At 71.3% G+C, this 15,810-nt stretch carries 14 protein-coding genes; 8 read left to right on the top strand and 6 right to left on the bottom strand.

Features of this window, described 5'->3' with window-relative positions:
- Positions 1–104: 104 nt before the first annotated feature.
- The 7 genes from pyrH (at position 105) to ACWGH0_RS24430 (ending at position 7,745) form a co-directional block, all read left to right on the top strand.
- Positions 105–860 (top strand): UMP kinase, encoded by a 756-nt coding sequence (gene pyrH / locus ACWGH0_RS24460; protein WP_138895999.1) that lies wholly within the window; start codon positions 105–107, stop codon positions 858–860.
- 133 nt (positions 861–993) lie between these two features.
- The gene (gene frr / locus ACWGH0_RS24455; protein ID WP_138896000.1) at positions 994–1,551 is read left to right on the top strand and encodes a ribosome recycling factor; all 558 of its coding nucleotides are present in this window, start codon (positions 994–996) and stop codon (positions 1,549–1,551) included.
- A complete protein-coding gene (locus tag ACWGH0_RS24450) occupies positions 1,551–2,549 on the top strand; it encodes a phosphatidate cytidylyltransferase (RefSeq protein ID WP_453406358.1) in 999 nt (332 codons plus the stop codon). Before frr ends, ACWGH0_RS24450 begins: the two co-directional genes overlap by 1 nt.
- Before the next feature lie 80 nt (positions 2,550–2,629).
- The gene (gene rlmN, locus ACWGH0_RS24445) at positions 2,630–3,736 is read left to right on the top strand and encodes a 23S rRNA (adenine(2503)-C(2))-methyltransferase RlmN (protein WP_453406357.1); all 1,107 of its coding nucleotides are present in this window, start codon (positions 2,630–2,632) and stop codon (positions 3,734–3,736) included.
- A gap of 216 nt (positions 3,737–3,952) precedes the next feature.
- Positions 3,953–5,050 carry a thiamine ABC transporter substrate-binding protein gene (locus ACWGH0_RS24440; RefSeq protein ID WP_453406356.1) on the top strand — a complete coding sequence of 366 codons (1,098 nt, stop codon included), beginning with the start codon at positions 3,953–3,955 and terminating at the stop codon, positions 5,048–5,050.
- 56 nt (positions 5,051–5,106) lie between these two features.
- Positions 5,107–6,726, top strand: a complete 1,620-nt coding sequence (locus ACWGH0_RS24435) for an ABC transporter permease (protein ID WP_453406355.1) — start codon at positions 5,107–5,109, stop codon at positions 6,724–6,726.
- Complete coding sequence (locus tag ACWGH0_RS24430) at positions 6,726–7,745, top strand: ABC transporter ATP-binding protein (protein ID WP_453406354.1); 1,020 nt, start codon at positions 6,726–6,728, stop codon at positions 7,743–7,745. The genes ACWGH0_RS24435 and ACWGH0_RS24430 overlap by 1 nt, the downstream gene beginning before the upstream one ends.
- 213 nt (positions 7,746–7,958) lie before the next feature.
- On the opposite strand, the gene ACWGH0_RS24425 is transcribed toward ACWGH0_RS24430, so the two are convergent.
- The 5 genes from ACWGH0_RS24425 to ACWGH0_RS24405 form a co-directional block, all read right to left on the bottom strand.
- Positions 7,959–9,083 carry an LOG family protein gene (locus tag ACWGH0_RS24425; protein WP_453406353.1) on the bottom strand — a complete coding sequence of 375 codons (1,125 nt, stop codon included), beginning with the start codon at positions 9,081–9,083 and terminating at the stop codon, positions 7,959–7,961.
- Positions 9,084–9,429: 346 nt separating this feature from the next.
- Entirely contained in the window at positions 9,430–10,581 is a 1,152-nt protein-coding gene (locus ACWGH0_RS24420) for a hypothetical protein (RefSeq protein WP_453406352.1), read from the bottom strand.
- Entirely contained in the window at positions 10,563–11,300 is a 738-nt protein-coding gene (locus ACWGH0_RS24415; RefSeq protein ID WP_453406360.1) for an ABC transporter ATP-binding protein, read from the bottom strand. The genes ACWGH0_RS24420 and ACWGH0_RS24415 overlap by 19 nt, the downstream gene beginning before the upstream one ends.
- 254 nt (positions 11,301–11,554) lie before the next feature.
- Entirely contained in the window at positions 11,555–12,934 is a 1,380-nt protein-coding gene (locus ACWGH0_RS24410) for an aspartate aminotransferase family protein (RefSeq protein ID WP_453406351.1), read from the bottom strand.
- Positions 12,919–13,425: an Lrp/AsnC family transcriptional regulator gene (locus ACWGH0_RS24405; RefSeq protein ID WP_453406350.1), complete on the bottom strand. Its 507-nt coding sequence runs from the start codon at positions 13,423–13,425 to the stop codon at positions 12,919–12,921. Before ACWGH0_RS24405 ends, ACWGH0_RS24410 begins: the two co-directional genes overlap by 16 nt.
- A 163-nt stretch (positions 13,426–13,588) precedes the next feature.
- On the opposite strand from ACWGH0_RS24405, the gene ACWGH0_RS24400 reads away from it, so the two are divergent.
- Complete coding sequence (locus tag ACWGH0_RS24400) at positions 13,589–15,028, top strand: gamma-aminobutyraldehyde dehydrogenase (RefSeq protein WP_453406349.1); 1,440 nt, start codon at positions 13,589–13,591, stop codon at positions 15,026–15,028.
- A 91-nt stretch (positions 15,029–15,119) separates the two neighbouring features.
- On the opposite strand, the gene ACWGH0_RS24395 is transcribed toward ACWGH0_RS24400, so the two are convergent.
- On the bottom strand, positions 15,120–15,806 hold the full coding sequence (locus ACWGH0_RS24395) for a glycerophosphodiester phosphodiesterase (protein ID WP_453406348.1): 687 nt from the start codon (positions 15,804–15,806) through the stop codon (positions 15,120–15,122).
- Positions 15,807–15,810: the final 4 nt, after the last annotated feature.

The following is a 15,810-nucleotide window of genomic DNA, read 5'->3' as shown; positions in this document are numbered from 1 at the left end:
GTACGTAACGGACGACCGCAGATCTTACGAGGAGGCCATTGCCGCGCACGGGACTCAGCACCCACCGGCAATGGCCTTCTTCGTATGTGCACTAGGAGATCTCCATGACGAATACCCAGAAGAGCGACGACGGCAAAGTGACCGGCCGTTTCATGCTGAAGCTGTCCGGCGAGGCGTTCGCGGGCGGCGGCGGCCTGGGTGTGGACCCTGACGTCGTGCACGCCATCGCGCGGGAGATCGCCGCCGTCGTGCGTGACGGTGCGGAGATCGCGGTCGTCATCGGCGGCGGCAACTTCTTCCGTGGCGCCGAGCTCCAGCAGCGCGGCATGGACCGCGCCCGGTCCGACTACATGGGCATGCTCGGCACGGTCATGAACTGCCTCGCCCTCCAGGACTTCCTGGAGAAGGAGGGCATCGACAGCCGGGTGCAGACCGCCATCACGATGGGGCAGGTCGCCGAGCCGTACATCCCGCTGCGCGCCGTGCGCCACCTGGAGAAGGGCCGGGTCGTCATCTTCGGCGCCGGCATGGGCATGCCCTACTTCTCCACCGACACCACCGCCGCCCAGCGGGCCCTGGAGATCGACGCCGAGGTCATGCTCATGGGCAAGAACGGTGTCGACGGGGTCTACGACTCCGACCCCCGGACCAACCCCGCGGCCGTCAAGTTCGACGCGCTCGAGTACGGCGAGGTCATCACCCGGGACCTGAAGGTCGCCGACATGACGGCGATCACTCTCTGCCGGGACAACAACCTTCCGATCCTCGTCTTCGAACTGCTCGCCGAGGGCAATATCGCGCGGGCGGTCAAGGGTGAGAAGATCGGCACGCTCGTGAGCGACCGGGGCACCCGGGCCTGACCGGGGGATGGACAAGAACTCTGCCGGTCGGACACCGTGCAGAGACAACGCGCCGCAGATTCACAGACGCAGGTTCACAGGGTCTGTTCATGCAGTTCATGCCGGGCCCGATCGAGACACGCAGGAGCAAGTGGTGATCGAAGAAATCCTCCTCGAGGCCGAGGAGAAAATGGAGAAGGCCGTCGTGGTGGCCAAGGAGGACTTCGCCGCGATCCGCACGGGCCGCGCGCACCCGGCCATGTTCAACAAGATCGTGGCCGACTACTACGGCGCGCTGACGCCGATCAACCAGCTCGCCTCGTTCTCGGTTCCCGAGGCGCGGATGGCGATCGTGACGCCGTTCGACAAGAGCGCGCTGCGCAACATCGAGCAGGCGATCCGCGACTCCGACCTGGGCGTCAACCCCAGCAACGACGGCAACATCATCCGGGTGACGTTCCCCGAGCTGACGCAGGACCGCCGCAAGGAGTTCATCAAGGTCGCCAAGACCAAGGCCGAGGACTCCAAGATCTCGATCCGCTCCGTCCGCCGCAAGGCCAAGGAGACCCTCGACAAGCTCGTCAAGGACAAGGAGTCCGGCGAGGACGAGGTCCGCCGTGCGGAGAAGGAGCTCGACGACACCACCGCGAAGTACACCGCGCAGGTGGACGAGCTGCTCAAGCACAAGGAAGCCGAGCTGCTCGAGGTCTGATGAACGACTCTTCCTGGGGGGCCCCGGCACGGGGCGACTACGCCGCCGCGTGGGGGCCCTCCGACCAGGGGCCTGCCCCGGCGGGTCCCGCCTACGATGCGCATCCGGCCGAGCAGACTCGCCCCATGCCCATCGTGCCGCCCGAGGAGCCCATGCCGACCCCGCCGCCGTCCCCGCACAAGAAGCGCGCGGGGCGTAATCTGCGTGCCGCCATAGGGGTGGGCGTGGGGCTGGGCGCGGTGATCGTCGCGTCGCTGTTCATCTGGAAAGCCGCGTTCATCGGCGTGATAACGGTCGCCGTGGTGGTCGGGCTGTGGGAGCTGACCTCTCGGCTGGAGGAGCGCAAGGGCATCAGGGCCCCGCTGGTGCCGCTCGCGGTCGGCGGCGCGGCGATGGTCGTCGCCGGATACGTCAGGGGCGCCGAGGGCGCGTGGGTCGCCATGGCACTCACCGCGCTCGCGGTGCTGGTGTGGCGCATGACCGAACCGCCCGACGGCTACCTCAAGGACGTCACGGCGGGCGTCTTCGCGGCGTTCTACGTGCCGTTCCTCGCCACGTTCGTCGCGATGATGCTGGCGGCCGACGACGGTGCGCAGCGAGTCCTCACGTTCCTGCTGCTCACGGTGGTCAGCGACACCGGGGCGTACGCCGTCGGCTGGCGCTTCGGCCGGCACAAGCTCGCGCCGCGCATCAGCCCCGGCAAGACCCGGGAAGGGCTGGGCGGCGCGGTCGCGTTCGCGATGGCTGCGGGCGCGTTGTGCATGGAGTTCCTGGTGCACGGCGGGACGTGGTGGCAGGGCCTGCTGCTGGGTCTCGCGGTGGCCGCGAGCGCCACGCTCGGCGACCTCGGAGAGTCCATGATCAAGCGGGACCTCGGCATCAAGGACATGGGAACGCTCCTGCCGGGCCACGGCGGGATCATGGACCGCCTGGACTCGCTGCTGCCGACCGCACCGGTGGTCTGGTTGCTGCTCGTGCTCTTCGTAGGGACCGGCTGACCTGCGCGTTCATCGGTGAGAGGGCCCGCTGTCCACAGGACGGCGGGCCCTTTCCGTACGTCTGCGACACTGGTAAGACCATGCCTGTACCTGGAGAACTCACTTTCGTCGCGCCGCGCGGAGCCAAGAAGCCCCCGCGGCACCTCGCCGACCTCACGCCCGCCGAGCGCCGCGAGGCCGTGGCCGCGATCGGCGAGAAGCCGTTCCGCGCCAAGCAGCTGTCGCAGCACTACTTCGCGCGGTACGCCCACGACCCGGCGGAGTGGACCGACATCCCCGCCGGCTCGCGCGCGAAGCTCCAGGCGGAGTTGCTGCCCGAGCTGATGACCGCGCTGCGCCACATCAGCTGCGACGAGGACACCACCCGCAAGACCCTGTGGAAGATGCACGACGGGACGCTCGTCGAGTCGGTCCTGATGCGTTACCCGGACCGGGTCACGATGTGCATCTCGTCGCAGGCCGGGTGCGGCATGAACTGCCCGTTCTGCGCGACCGGCCAGGCCGGCCTCGACCGCAACCTGTCGACTGCCGAGATCGTGCACCAGATCGTCGACGGCATGCGCGCCCTGCGCGACGGCGAGGTGCCGGGCGGCCCGGCCAGGCTCTCCAACATCGTCTTCATGGGCATGGGCGAGCCGCTCGCCAACTACAAGCGCGTCGTCGGCGCGATCCGCCGGCTCACCGACCCCGAGCCGGACGGCCTCGGGCTGTCGCAGCGCGGCATCACCGTGTCGACCGTGGGCCTGGTCCCCGCGATGCTGCGGTTCGCCGACGAGGGCTTCAAGTGCCGCCTCGCCGTCTCGCTGCACGCCCCCGACGACGAGCTGCGCGACACCCTGGTGCCGGTCAACACGCGCTGGCAGGTGCGCGAGGTGCTGGACGCGGCGTGGGAGTACGCCGAGAAGTCCGGGCGCCGCATCTCCATCGAGTACGCGCTGATCCGCGACATCAACGACCAGGCGTGGCGCGGCGACCTGCTCGGCCGCCTCCTCAAGGGCAAGCGGGTCCACGTCAATCTGATCCCGCTGAACCCGACCCCGGGCTCCAAGTGGACGGCCTCCCGTCCCGAGGACGAGAAGGCGTTCGTCGCGGCGATCGCGGCCCACGGCGTGCCGGTGACCGTACGGGACACCCGCGGTCAGGAGATCGACGGAGCGTGCGGGCAGCTGGCGGCCACCGAGCGGTAGGCCGGAAATCGGCCCGTGTAACGTGGGCCGCACATTTTCATATTCCGACAGGGGAGCGCCACAGCGCTGAGAGTGCGGTACGCCGCAGACCCTCTGAACCTTGCCCAGGTCATTCTGGGTAGGAAGTTCGGTCACTACTCGAGCTGTTGCGCCCTGCCCGTTTTCCGCGGGCAGGGCCGCGTCTCTTCCTGGATGTGCCATCCCAGGAGGAAGTCAGTGAGCACCACCAAGAAGTTCGCGATCACCGCGCTGGCCGCCGCTCTCGGCGTCTCCACGCTCGCCGCGTGCGGCGGCGACACACAGGACGCCGGCTCCGGCGACGGCAAGAAGAAGTCCAAGACCGTGACGCTGGTCAGCCACGACTCGTTCAACGCGTCCGAGGCCGTGCTGAAGGCGTTCACCAAGGAGACCGGCTACACGGTCAAGGTCCTCAAGAGCGGGGACGCGGGCGCCGCGCTCAATCAGGAGATCCTCACCAAGGGCTCCCCGCGCGGCGACGTCTTCTTCGGCGTCGACAACACGCTGCTCTCCCGGGCCCTCGACAACGGCATCTTCACGCCGTACGAGGCCGAGGGACTCGCCGGCGTCCCGGACGAGGTCCAGCCGGACAAGGGCGAGCACCGCGTCACGCCCGTCGACACCGGCGACATCTGCGTCAACTACGACAAGAAGTACTTCGCGGACAAGAAGCTCGCGCCGCCGAAGTCCTTCGACGACCTGATCAAGCCGCAGTACAAGAACCTCCTCGTCACCGAGAACGCCGGCACCTCGTCGCCCGGCCTCGGTTTCCTGCTCGGCACGGTCGGCGAGTACGGCGACGACGGCTGGGAGCGCTACTGGAAGAAGCTCCGGGCCAACGGCGTCAAGGTCGTCGACGGCTGGGAGCAGGCGTACAACGAGGAGTTCTCCGGCTCCGCGGGCGGCAAGAAGGCCAGGGCGGACCGGCCGCTCGTGGTCTCGTACGCCTCCAGCCCGCCCGTCGAGGTGCTGTACGCCGAGCCGCAGCCCAAGGAGGCGCCGACCGGCGTCGCGACCGGCACCTGCTTCCGGCAGACGGAGTTCGCGGGGCTGCTGACCGGTGCGAGGAACGCGGAGGGCGGCAAGGCGCTCATCGACTTCCTCATCGGGAAGAAGTTCCAGGAGGACATGCCGCTCAACATGTTCGTCAACCCGGTGATCAAGGACGCGAAGCTCCCCGCGCTGTTCACGAAGCACGGCGTGGTCGTCGACAAGCCGCAGACCGTGGCCCCCGAGAAGATCGCCGACAAGCGTGAGCAGTGGGTCAAGTCGTGGTCCTCGCTCGTCCTGAAGTAGCCGGGAAAGCGACGAAGGACCGGGACCTCCGCGGGAGCGCGGTGCGGTTCGGCCTGATGGCCGTGCCCGTCGCGTTCTTCGCGGTGTTCTTCGCCTACCCCGTGGCCGCGATCGTCGGACGCGGCCTGAAGGCGGACGGCGTCTGGCAGTTCGGCCGGATCGGCGAGGTGCTCGCCCAGCCGGACATCCGCGCGGTGCTGTGGTTCACCACCTGGCAGGCGCTCGCCTCGACGGCGCTGACCCTGCTGATCGCGCTCCCGGCGGCGTACGTCTTCGCCCGGCTCGACTTCCCCGGCAAGCAGATCCTGCGGGCCGTCGTCACGGTGCCCTTCGTGCTGCCGACGGTCGTCGTCGGGACGGCGTTCCTGGCGCTGCTCGGGCGGGGCGGGCTGCTGGACGAGGTGTGGGGCGTACGGCTCGACACCAGTGTGTGGGCGATCCTGCTCGCGCACGTCTTCTTCAACTACGCCGTCGTCGTACGGACCGTGGGCGGCCTGTGGTCGCAGCTCGATCCGCGCCAGGAAGAGGCGGCGCGGGTGCTCGGCGCCGGGCGGTTCGCCGCCTGGCGGCGGGTGACGCTGCCGGCGCTGGCGCCCGCCGTCGCCGCCGCCGCACTGATGGTCTTCCTGTTCACGTTCACCTCGTTCGGCGTCGTGCAGATCCTCGGCGGGCCCGCCTACTCCACCCTGGAGGTGGAGATCTACCGGCAGACCGCCCAGTTCCTCGACCTCCCGACGGCCGCCGTACTGACGCTGGCGCAGTTCGCGGCGGTCGGCGCGATCCTCGCCGTACACGCCTGGACGGTACGGCGCGCGGAGAGCGCCCTGAAGCTGGTCGACCCGGCCCACACCTCCCGGCGGCCGCGCGGGGCCGGGCAGTGGGGGCTGCTCGGCGGGGTGCTGGCGACCGTGGCGGCGCTGATCCTGGTACCGCTCGGGGTGCTCGTCGAGCGGTCGCTGGACGGGCCCGACGGGTACGGGTTCGGGTACTACCGGGCGCTCCAGTCGGCCGGTGCGAGCGGGGGCACCTTCCTCGTACCGCCGCTGGAAGCGGTGTGGAACTCGCTCCAGTACGCCCTCGCCGCGACGGCGATCGCGCTGGTCGTCGGCGGTCTCGCGGCGGCGGCGCTGACCCGGCGGGCGGGGCGGCTGGTGCGCGGTTTCGACGCGCTGCTGATGCTGCCGCTGGGCGTCTCCGCCGTGACGGTGGGCTTCGGCTTCCTCATCACCCTCGACCGGCCGCCGCTGGACCTGCGCACGTCGTGGATCCTGGTGCCGCTGGCGCAGGCGCTGGTCGGAGTGCCGTTCGTCGTACGGATCATGCTGCCCGTACTGAGGGCGGTCGACGCGCGGCTGCGCGAGGCGGCGGCGGTGCTCGGGGCCTCGCCGCTGCGGGCGTGGCGGGAGGTCGACCTGCCGATGGTGCGGCGGGCGCTGCTGGTCGCCGCCGGGTTCGCGTTCGCCGTGTCGCTGGGTGAGTTCGGGGCGACCGTCTTCATCGCGCGGCCCGACAACCCGACGCTGCCGGTGGCCGTGGCGCGGCTGCTGGGGCGGGCCGGGGACCTCAGCTACGGGCAGGCGATGGCCCTGAGCACGATTCTGATGGTGGTGTGCGCGGTGGCGCTGCTGGTGCTGGAACGCCTGCGGCCCGACCGCTCCGGAGCGGGGGAGTTCTGATGTTGCGGCTCGACGGGGCGACCGTGCGGTTCGGGAAGCGGGCCGCGCTCGACGACGTGGACCTGGAGGTCGCCGAACACGAAGTGGTGTGCGTGCTCGGGCCGAGCGGCAGCGGGAAGTCCACGCTGCTGCGGGTCGTCGCCGGGCTCCAGGCGGCGGACGCAGGGCGGGTGCTGCTCGACGGGCACGACCAGCGGGGAGTGCCGGTGCACCGGCGGGGCGTCGGGCTGATGTTCCAGGACCACCAGCTCTTCCCGCAGCGGGACGTCGGCGGGAATGTCGCCTTCGGGCTGCGGATGAGGGGCGCGGGCAGGGCCGAGCAGGCCCGCCGGGTCGAGGAACTGCTGGCGCTGGTCGGTCTGCCCGGCGCCGGACGGCGAGCGGTCAGCACGCTGTCGGGCGGCGAGCAGCAGCGGGTCGCGCTGGCGCGGGCGCTCGCACCGGAGCCGAAGCTGCTGATGCTCGACGAGCCGCTGGGACAGCTGGACCGAGGACTGCGCGAGCGGCTCGTCGTCGAGCTGCGGCAGCTCTTCGGGCGGCTGGGCACGACCGTGCTGGCCGTCACGCACGACCAGGGCGAAGCCTTCGCGCTCGCCGACCGGGTCGTGGTGATGCGGGACGGCCGGATCGCGCAGACCGGTACGCCGCTGGAGGTCTGGCAGCGGCCGGCCTCCGAGTTCGTCGCGCGGTTCCTGGGCTTCGACAACGTCGTGGCGGCGACGGTGAGCGGCGAGGCGGCCGACACCGTCTGGGGCAAGGTCCCGGTCCCGGCGGGCACGGCGCAGGGGGAGGCCCGGCTGCTGGTGCGGCCCGCCGGCGTCAGGCTGGTGCCGGCGGCGGAGGGCCTGCGGTGCGGCGTCACCGCGCGGACGTTCCGGGGACACCACGTGGCCCTGCTGCTCCAGCCGGCGGGAGCGCCGCGGCTGGAGGCGGAGTGCGCGCTGCGCGACGCGCCGGAGGTGGGCGCGGAGGTGGGGGTGGCGTTCGCGGGGGACGAGGTCGTGGTGCTGGAGGGCTAGGGGCGCTGCGGGTGTGGGGACGCCGTGCGCGCGACGCCGTACGGGAGTCGGTGGCTGTTGTGTCCCCGCCGCCCCCGGTCGGGCTCACGACGTTCCTTATGTCGGCTTCGGACGGCTCGGCCACCCGCCGGCGCGGAGCGCGCGGGCGCCCGTACCGGGACCTGCGCGACGCCACCGTGCTGCGCGCGGGCGTGCGGGCGGCTCGGCCGGCCGTCAGCCGGACAGGCGGGCCAGGGCGGCCGGGGCCTCTTCGACGGTGTCGACCAGGGCGACGCGTGACTCCATCGGGCGGCCCGCGGCCAGGGACCGCAGAAGCGGCCAGGTGGGGTGCTTCTCGGTCCAGTGGGCGCGGTCGACGAGGACCATGGGGGTCGGTTCGCCGCGCGACTCGTAGTAGTTGGGGGTCGCGTTGTCGAAGATCTCCTGGACCGTGCCGGCCGCCCCGGGGAGGAAGACGACGCCGCCGTCGCAGCGCGCGAGCAGGCCGTCCTCGCGGGTCGCGTTGGCGAAGTATTTCGCGATGTGGCCGGCGAAGGGGTTCGGCGGCTCGTGGCCGTAGAACCAGGTGGGGATGCCGATGGAGTCGCCGCCGGACGGCCAGCGGTCGCGCACGTCGAAGGCGGCGCGGGCCCAGTCGGTGACGGAGGGCCTGAAGGACGGCGTCTTGGCGAGGAGTTCGAGTGCCTCGTCGAGCGCGGAGTCCTCCTCGACCGGCGCGAGGTACGCGCCGAGGTTCGCCGCCTCCATCGCGCCGGGGCCGCCGCCGGTCGCCACGGTCAGGCCGCTGCGGGCGAGCGTGCGGCCGAGGCGGGCGGCGCCCGCGTACGCGCTGGTGCCGCGCGCCATGGCGTGGCCGCCCATGACGCCGACGACGCGGGCGCCGGCCAGGTGCTCGTCGAGGGCGTCGGACACCGCGTCGTCGTGGATGGAGCGGAGCATCGAGGCGAGTATGTCGCCGTCGGCCTTGGTGCGCTGGAACCAGGCGTAGGCGAGTGCGTCGGGGGTGGCCTCGTAGCCCTGGTCCAGGTACGCGAAGAGGGTGTCCGGGGTGTACAGGAGGCCGCGGTACGGGTCGAAGGGGAGATCCGGGACGGGCGGGAAGACGAGCGCGCCGTCCGCACGGACCTTGGCCAGGCCCTCGGGCTCCATGGGGCAGCCGAGGAACACAGCGCCGGACGTGGCGACGGCGAGGAGTTCGGGGGTACGGGCCGTCAGGTCGACGGCCTGCACCCGGTATCCCCCGAGCGAACCGCCCGCGACGGCGTCGTCGAACTCGGCGAGCGTTTCGATCTCGCGGTCGGGGGCGGGGTCCTGGGCACGGTCCGAGAGTTGAGGCACCCGAAGATGCTAGGCGGTACGTGTCCCCGGTCCGAGCCCCGGGGCCGTGACCCGCGGGGGCGCGGGCCGGGCGGGGGCCGCTCCACGGGTCGACGAGCGGGACGGGGTTGCGACCCGTACGCCCCGTGGAGCTTCCCCGGGTCCGGTGGAGGTGCGCCCACCCCCGCCCATGGGCCCGTACGGCCTCGCGGGCCCCGGACGGGGGTGGCGGCCGGGCGCGGGGCCGAGGGAGGCGCCGGACCGGGGCCGGAGGCGGGCGACCGGATTCCGCGAGCGCGTCGTACGGTCCGTGGCCCTCGGACGGGCCCGGGCCCGAAGAGGGGGCGGGCGTGGCCGGGGCGGGGTGTTACTGGGTCAGGGGGACCGCGGCGAGCGTGGCCAGGGCGAGGGTGATCGGGGTGAAGACCGTGAGGACGGCCGCCGCTCGCAGGGCCGCCGCCGCGCGGAGCGTCTGCGGTGGGGCGCCCAGGCCCACCAGCGCTTCGGTGGTCGGCGCGCGGTACTGCTTCGCCTCCAGGGCGGCCATCACCAGCGTCCCCAGCGCGCAGGTCAGCACCAGCCCCGCGCCCAGCCCGGCCAGCGGACCGAAGGCGGCGTGGGCGGGGGAGCCGGCGTCGCGGAGGCCGGCCGCTGCGACCGCTGCCGACGCCACCGCGCAGACCACGCCCAGCGGCCGACCGAGACGGCGGGCCTCGTTCATCAGGAAGCGGCCCGCCAGCAGCCGGGCCGCGCCCGGGCGGAGCGACTGGAGGAGGCGCCCCGAGAGGTACGTCAGTCCGGGGCCCGCCAGCGCCAGTCCGACGGCGGTCAGAGCCCAGCCGGCCAGCACACCGGCGGGTGCGACGTCCAGCCGGCCCGGCAGCGCGAGTGCCGTGCCCGGCCGGCCCCGGGTCAGGTACGTCTCGACCGCGAGGCCCGCCGCGACGAGGGCCACGCCCCACGGCAGGCCCGTCGGGGAGACGGGCTCGGCGTCCTGGCGCTTCACCGGTCGCGGCCGCAGCGCCAGGGCGCACGCGGTCGCCGCCGACACCGGCACCACGCACAGCAGGGTCAGGGCGCCGGCCCGAGGCAGCGGCCGGCCCGCGCCCAGCAGCTCGGCCCCGGCGCCGTCGAACGGCAGCCCGGTGAGGCCGCCGCGCAGGTGGAGGAAGAGCAGAAGGGCGAGCGCGCTGCCCAGCGCGCACGACAGGGCGGTGGACACCGCCGCCAGGGCGGCCAGCCGCACCGGGCCGAGGCCCACGGCGGACAGCCCGGCGCGGGGGGCCCGCGTACCCGGGTCGGTACGGGCCACCCCCACCGCGAAGTAGACGGCGGCCGCCAGCGGGGGCAGGCACCAGAGCAGGCGCCGCACCGAGCCCGCGGACTGTTCGGGGTGGCCCAGGGCGTACCCCAGGGCGCACAGGAGGAGGAGGCCCACACCGGCGGACGCCGCCGCGACCAGCAGCCGGCGCAGCAGGACCAGCGGGTGGGTGCCGCGGGCTAGACGGAGAGCGAGCACGCGGCCCGGCCTTCCGCACCGTCGCCGCCGTCGGGCTGTACGGGGTTGACGCGGCGCCCGTCGAGCAGCGACACCGTACGGTCCGCGACCGCCGCCACGTCCGGGTCGTGGGTCGCGAGGAGCACGGTGATCTCGTGCGACCGGGCCGCGGTGGTGAGCGTACGCAGGACCTGAGCGCGGTCGGCGCGGTGCAGCGGCGCCGTCGGCTCGTCGGCGAAGATCACCGTCGGTCCGGTGACCAGGGCGCGGGCCACGGCGATCCGCTGGCGCTGGGACTGTGGCAGGGCGGCCGGCCGCTTGCGCGCGACCGCGCCGATGTCGAGCCGCTCCAGCCACTCCATGGCGGCCTTCTTCGCGGCGCGGTGCGAGACGCCGTTCAGCAGGAGGGGCAGGGCGGCGTTCTCCCACGCCTTGAGTTCCGGCACGAGCCGGGGCTCGGGGCCGATCCAGCCGAACCGGTCGCCGCGCAGCCTCTCGCGCAGCGGGGCGCTCATCGTATGGACGGGCACGCTGTTGAACCAGACCTCCCCCTGCTGGGGGACGATCCGGCCGGAGAGGCACTGGAGGAGGGTCGTCTTGCCGCTGCCGCGCGGGCCGGTGACGGCGACGATCTCGCCCTCGCGCACACCCAGCGAAACGCCGGTGAGGGCGGGCGATCCGCCGTGGGAGCAGTGCAGGGAGCGTGCCCACAGCACATCGTTGTCGGGCGGGGCCACCATGGCGTACACCTCGCGTCTTGAGTGGTCACAGCACGTCTTGAGCGTCACAGCAGATATCCCGTCCCCCGTATGGGGGAACGAAGACGGGGCCGATCGGTCACTGCACCGTAAGGACGCGAGGGGTGGTGGCGTGGCAAGCGCGCGGCCCGGATACGTCCGTTCTCACTCGAACGGGGGTATCCGGGCCGCGACTGGGTCATACGATCAGAGCAAGCCCGGACCGTGGCCGACGGGGTCGGCCTGCTGCTCCGGGATCAGAGCTTGGTCCACGCCTCGGTGAGCACCTGGCGCAGGATTCCCTCGATCTCGTCGAAGGTGTCCTGGTTGGAGATCAGCGGCGGCGCGAGCTGGACGACCGGGTCGCCACGGTCGTCGGCACGGCAGTACAGGCCGTTCTCGAAGAGGGCCTTGGAGAGGAAGCCGTAGAGCACGCGCTCCGTCTCCTCGTCCGTGAAGGTCTCCTTCGTGGCCTTGTCCTTGACCAGCTCGATGCCGTAGAAGAAGCCGTTGCCGCGGACGTCGCCGACGATCGGCAGGTCGTTGAGCTTCTTCAGCGTCGAGAAGAACGCGTCCTCGTTGTCGAGCACGTGCTGGTTGAGGCCCTCGCGCTCGAAGATGTCGAGGTTCGCGCAGCCGACCGCCGCGGAGACGGGGTGGCCACCGAAGGTGTAGCCGTGCAGGAAGGTGTTGTCACCCTTGTAGAACGGCTCGGCGATGCGGTCGGAGACGATGCAGGCGCCTATCGGGGAGTAGCCCGACGTCATGCCCTTCGCGCAGGTGATCATGTCCGGCACGTAGTCGAACTTGTCGCAGGCGAACATCGTGCCGAGGCGGCCGAAGGCGCAGATGACCTCGTCGGAGACGAGCAGCACGCCGTACTTGTCGCAGATCTCGCGGACCCGCTGGAAGTACCCGGGCGGCGGCGGGAAGCAGCCGCCGGCGTTCTGCACCGGCTCCAGGAAGACGGCCGCGACGGTCTCGGGGCCCTCGAAGAGGATCTCCTGCTCGATCTGGTCGGCGGCCCAGCGGCCGAAGGCCTCGGGGTCGTCGCCGTGGATCGGCGCGCGGTAGATGTTGGTGTTCGGCACCTTGTGCGCACCCGGTACGAGCGGCTCGAAGGGTGCCTTCAGAGCCGGCAGACCCGTGATGGACAGGGCGCCCTGCGGGGTGCCGTGGTAGGCCACCGCGCGGGAGATCACCTTGTACTTGGTGTGGTTGCCGGTGAGCTTGTGGTACTGCTTCGCCAGCTTCCACGCGGTCTCGACCGCCTCGCCACCGCCGGTGGTGAAGAAGACCTTGTTCAGGTCGCCCGGCGCGTAGTTCGCCAGGCGCTCGGCCAGCTCGACGGCCTTGGGGTGGGCGTACGACCAGATCGGGAAGAAGGCGAGCTCCTGCGCCTGCTTGTACGCGGTCTCCGCGAGCTCGTGGCGGCCGTGGCCGGCGTTGACCACGAACAGGCCGGAGAGACCGTCGAGGTACTTCTTGCCCTTGTCGTCGTAGATGTAGGTGCCCTCACCACGCACGATGGTGGGCACGGGTGCGTTCTCGTAGGACGACATGCGGGTGAAATGCATCCACAGGTGGTCGTACGCGGTCTTGGAGAGGTCCTGGCTCACGACTATCGGGTTCCCCACATATAGGTCTGCTTCTTCAGCTTGAGGTAGACGAAGCTCTCGGTGGATCGCACGCCGGGGAGCGTCCGGATCCGTCGGTTGATCACTTCGAGCAGGTGGTCGTCGTCCTCGCAGACGATCTCCACCATGAGGTCGAAGGAGCCCGCGGTCATCACCACGTACTCGCATTCGGCCATGGCAGTCAGCGCTTCGGCGACGGGATCGAGGTCGCCCTCGACGTTGATGCCGACCATGGCCTGCCGCCGGAAGCCCACGGTGAGCGGGTCGGTGACGGCGACGATCTGCATCACGCCCTGGTCGAGCAGCTTCTGTACGCGCTGGCGCACGGCCGCCTCGGAGAGGCCGACGGCCTTGCCGATCGCGGCGTAGGGACGGCGTCCGTCCTCCTGCAGCTGCTCGATGATCGCCAGAGAGACGGCATCGACCGTGGGGGACGACCCGTTCCCGGTCCTGGAATCTGTGCTTCTACTGGCCACGTCCTCACTGTGCACGACGTCTCGACTGTTCCGCAACCCCAAACCGATGAAATCCGTTGTTTGGAGCTTCGGATCTTGCTGAATCCGAAGTTACTGGCGGGCGGGTATGTCGAAAGCGACACCCGAGCGACTAGGGTAGGGATCTCAGCAATCGGACATCGCACAAGGAGGGGTGGCTGTGACCACCGAACCGCGCCGCCTGCGCAACTACATCGACGGAGAGTTCCGCGAAGCCGCCGACGGGCGGACCATCGACGTGGTCAACCCGGCCACGGGCGACGTGTACGCCACGTCCCCGCTCTCCGGCCAGGAGGACGTCGACGCCGCCATGGCGGCGGCCGCCGCGGCCTTCCCGGCGTGGCGCGACACCACGCCCGCGGAGCGCCAGAAGGCGCTGCTCAAGATCGCGGACGCCTTCGAGGAGCGCGCCGAGGAGCTCATCGCGGCCGAGTCCGAGAACACCGGCAAGCCGCTCGGCCTCACGCGGACCGAGGAACTGCCGCCCATGGTCGACCAGATCCGCTTCTTCGCGGGTGCGGCCCGGCTCCTCGAAGGCCGCTCCGCCGGCGAGTACATGGAGGGCCTGACCTCCATCGTGCGCCGTGAGCCGGTCGGCGTCTGCGCGCAGGTGGCGCCGTGGAACTACCCGATGATGATGGCCGTCTGGAAGTTCGCCCCGGCGCTCGCCGCGGGCAACACCGTCGTCCTCAAGCCGTCGGACACCACGCCCGCCTCGACCGTCCTGATGGCCGAGATCATCGGCTCCATCGTCCCCAAGGGCGTCTTCAACGTCGTCTGCGGCGACCGTGACACCGGCCGTGCGATGGTCGAGCACCCGGTCCCGGCCATGGCCTCCATCACCGGTTCCGTACGCGCCGGCATGCAGGTCGCCGAGTCCGCCGCCAAGGACGTCAAGCGCGTCCACCTCGAGCTGGGCGGCAAGGCGCCGGTCGTCGTCTTCGAGGACACCGACATCGCCAAGGCCGTCGAGGACATCTCGGTCGCGGGCTTCTTCAACGCCGGCCAGGACTGTACGGCCGCCACGCGCGTGCTCGTGCAGGAGTCGATTCACGACGAGTTCGTGACGGCGCTGGCCAAGGCCGCCCAGGACACCAAGACCGGCCAGCCGGACGACGAGGACGTGCTGTACGGCCCGCTCAACAACGCCAACCAGCTCAAGCAGGTCAGCGGCTTCATCGAGCGGCTGCCGGCGCACGCCAAGGTGGAGGCGGGCGGCCAGCAGGTCGGCGACAAGGGCTACTTCTACGCCCCGACCGTCGTCTCCGGCCTCAAGCAGGACGACGAGATCATCCAGAACGAGGTCTTCGGCCCCGTCATCACCGTCCAGTCCTTCACGGACGAGGCGCAGGCCCTGGAGTGGGCCAACGGCGTCGAGTACGCGCTGGCGTCCTCGGTGTGGACCAAGAACCACGCGCGGGCGATGCGCATGTCCAAGAACCTCGACTTCGGCTGCGTGTGGATCAACACCCACATCCCGCTGGTCGCCGAGATGCCGCACGGCGGCTTCAAGAAGTCCGGTTACGGCAAGGACCTCTCCGCGTACGGCTTCGAGGACTACACGCGCATCAAGCACGTGATGACCTCCCTCGAGGGCTGATCACGACGCTGTTCCACCGGGGCGGGCGACGGACGGACTGTCTGTTGCCCGCCCTTCGCGCGCGGGACGCGAGTGGGCGGCACGAGTGATCTCAGCGTGTGCGCCGCAGGATGCCGGCCAGGGTGTTCACGCGGTTGGTGGTGATGGAGTCGACGCCGTGGCCGATCAGGCGGCGCATCGTGCGCCCGGTGTCGGCGGTCCACGCGGACACCAGCATGCCGTCCCGGTGCACCCGCTCCGCGAGGTCGCGGCCGACCAGACCGAAGCGGTAGTTGAGCCAGCGGGGCTTGACCGCGTCGAGCAGCGCCGGGCGCGGCGGGGTGAGCGTCGTCCAGGTCAGGGCGATCTCGGCGCCCGGATCGGCGGCGCGTACGTCGAGCATGGCCGAGGCGCCCCCGCAGTAGTACGCGCGCTCCGCCGCCCCGCACTCGTGCACGACGCCGACCACGGCGCGGACCGACGCGGCCGTGGCCCCCGGCAGGTCGATCATGACGCGGCTGTCGGCGAGGGCGGTCAACGCCTCCCGCAGGGTGGGGACTTCGCCGCCCGTCGTCTCGCGCAGCTCCCGCTCGGTGAGGTGCGCGAGCAGCCGTTCGTGACCCCAGAGCCGCTTGAGCGAGTCGTCGTGCAGCAGCACGGGGACACCGTCGCGGGTCGGCCGGACGTCGATCTCCACGGCGTCCGCGCCCCGCTCCACCGCCGAGCGGAGCGAGGCGAGCGTGTTCTCACGGAGCCGGTACGGGTCGCCGCGGTGGGCCACGGCAGTCACAGTGCGCATGGGC

The sequence above is a fragment of the Streptomyces sp. NPDC054887 genome (genome assembly GCF_053610585.1).
Note: the sequence above shows the minus strand (reverse complement) of the source record. Positions and strands in the feature narration are given on the sequence as shown.

Bases quoted from the DNA above. Each gene is read 5' to 3' on its own strand.
- ACWGH0_RS24395 (WP_453406348.1), bottom strand. From the start codon at position 15,806: ATGCGCACTGTGACTGCCGTGGCCCACCGCGGCGACCCGTACCGGCTC.
- pyrH (WP_138895999.1), top strand. From the start codon at position 105: ATGACGAATACCCAGAAGAGCGACGACGGCAAAGTGACCGGCCGTTTC.
- ACWGH0_RS24435 (WP_453406355.1), top strand. From the start codon at position 5,107: ATGGCCGTGCCCGTCGCGTTCTTCGCGGTGTTCTTCGCCTACCCCGTG.
- rlmN (WP_453406357.1), top strand. From the start codon at position 2,630: ATGCCTGTACCTGGAGAACTCACTTTCGTCGCGCCGCGCGGAGCCAAG.
- ACWGH0_RS24415 (WP_453406360.1), bottom strand. From the start codon at position 11,300: ATGGTGGCCCCGCCCGACAACGATGTGCTGTGGGCACGCTCCCTGCAC.
- ACWGH0_RS24430 (WP_453406354.1), top strand. From the start codon at position 6,726: ATGTTGCGGCTCGACGGGGCGACCGTGCGGTTCGGGAAGCGGGCCGCG.
- ACWGH0_RS24450 (WP_453406358.1), top strand. From the start codon at position 1,551: ATGAACGACTCTTCCTGGGGGGCCCCGGCACGGGGCGACTACGCCGCC.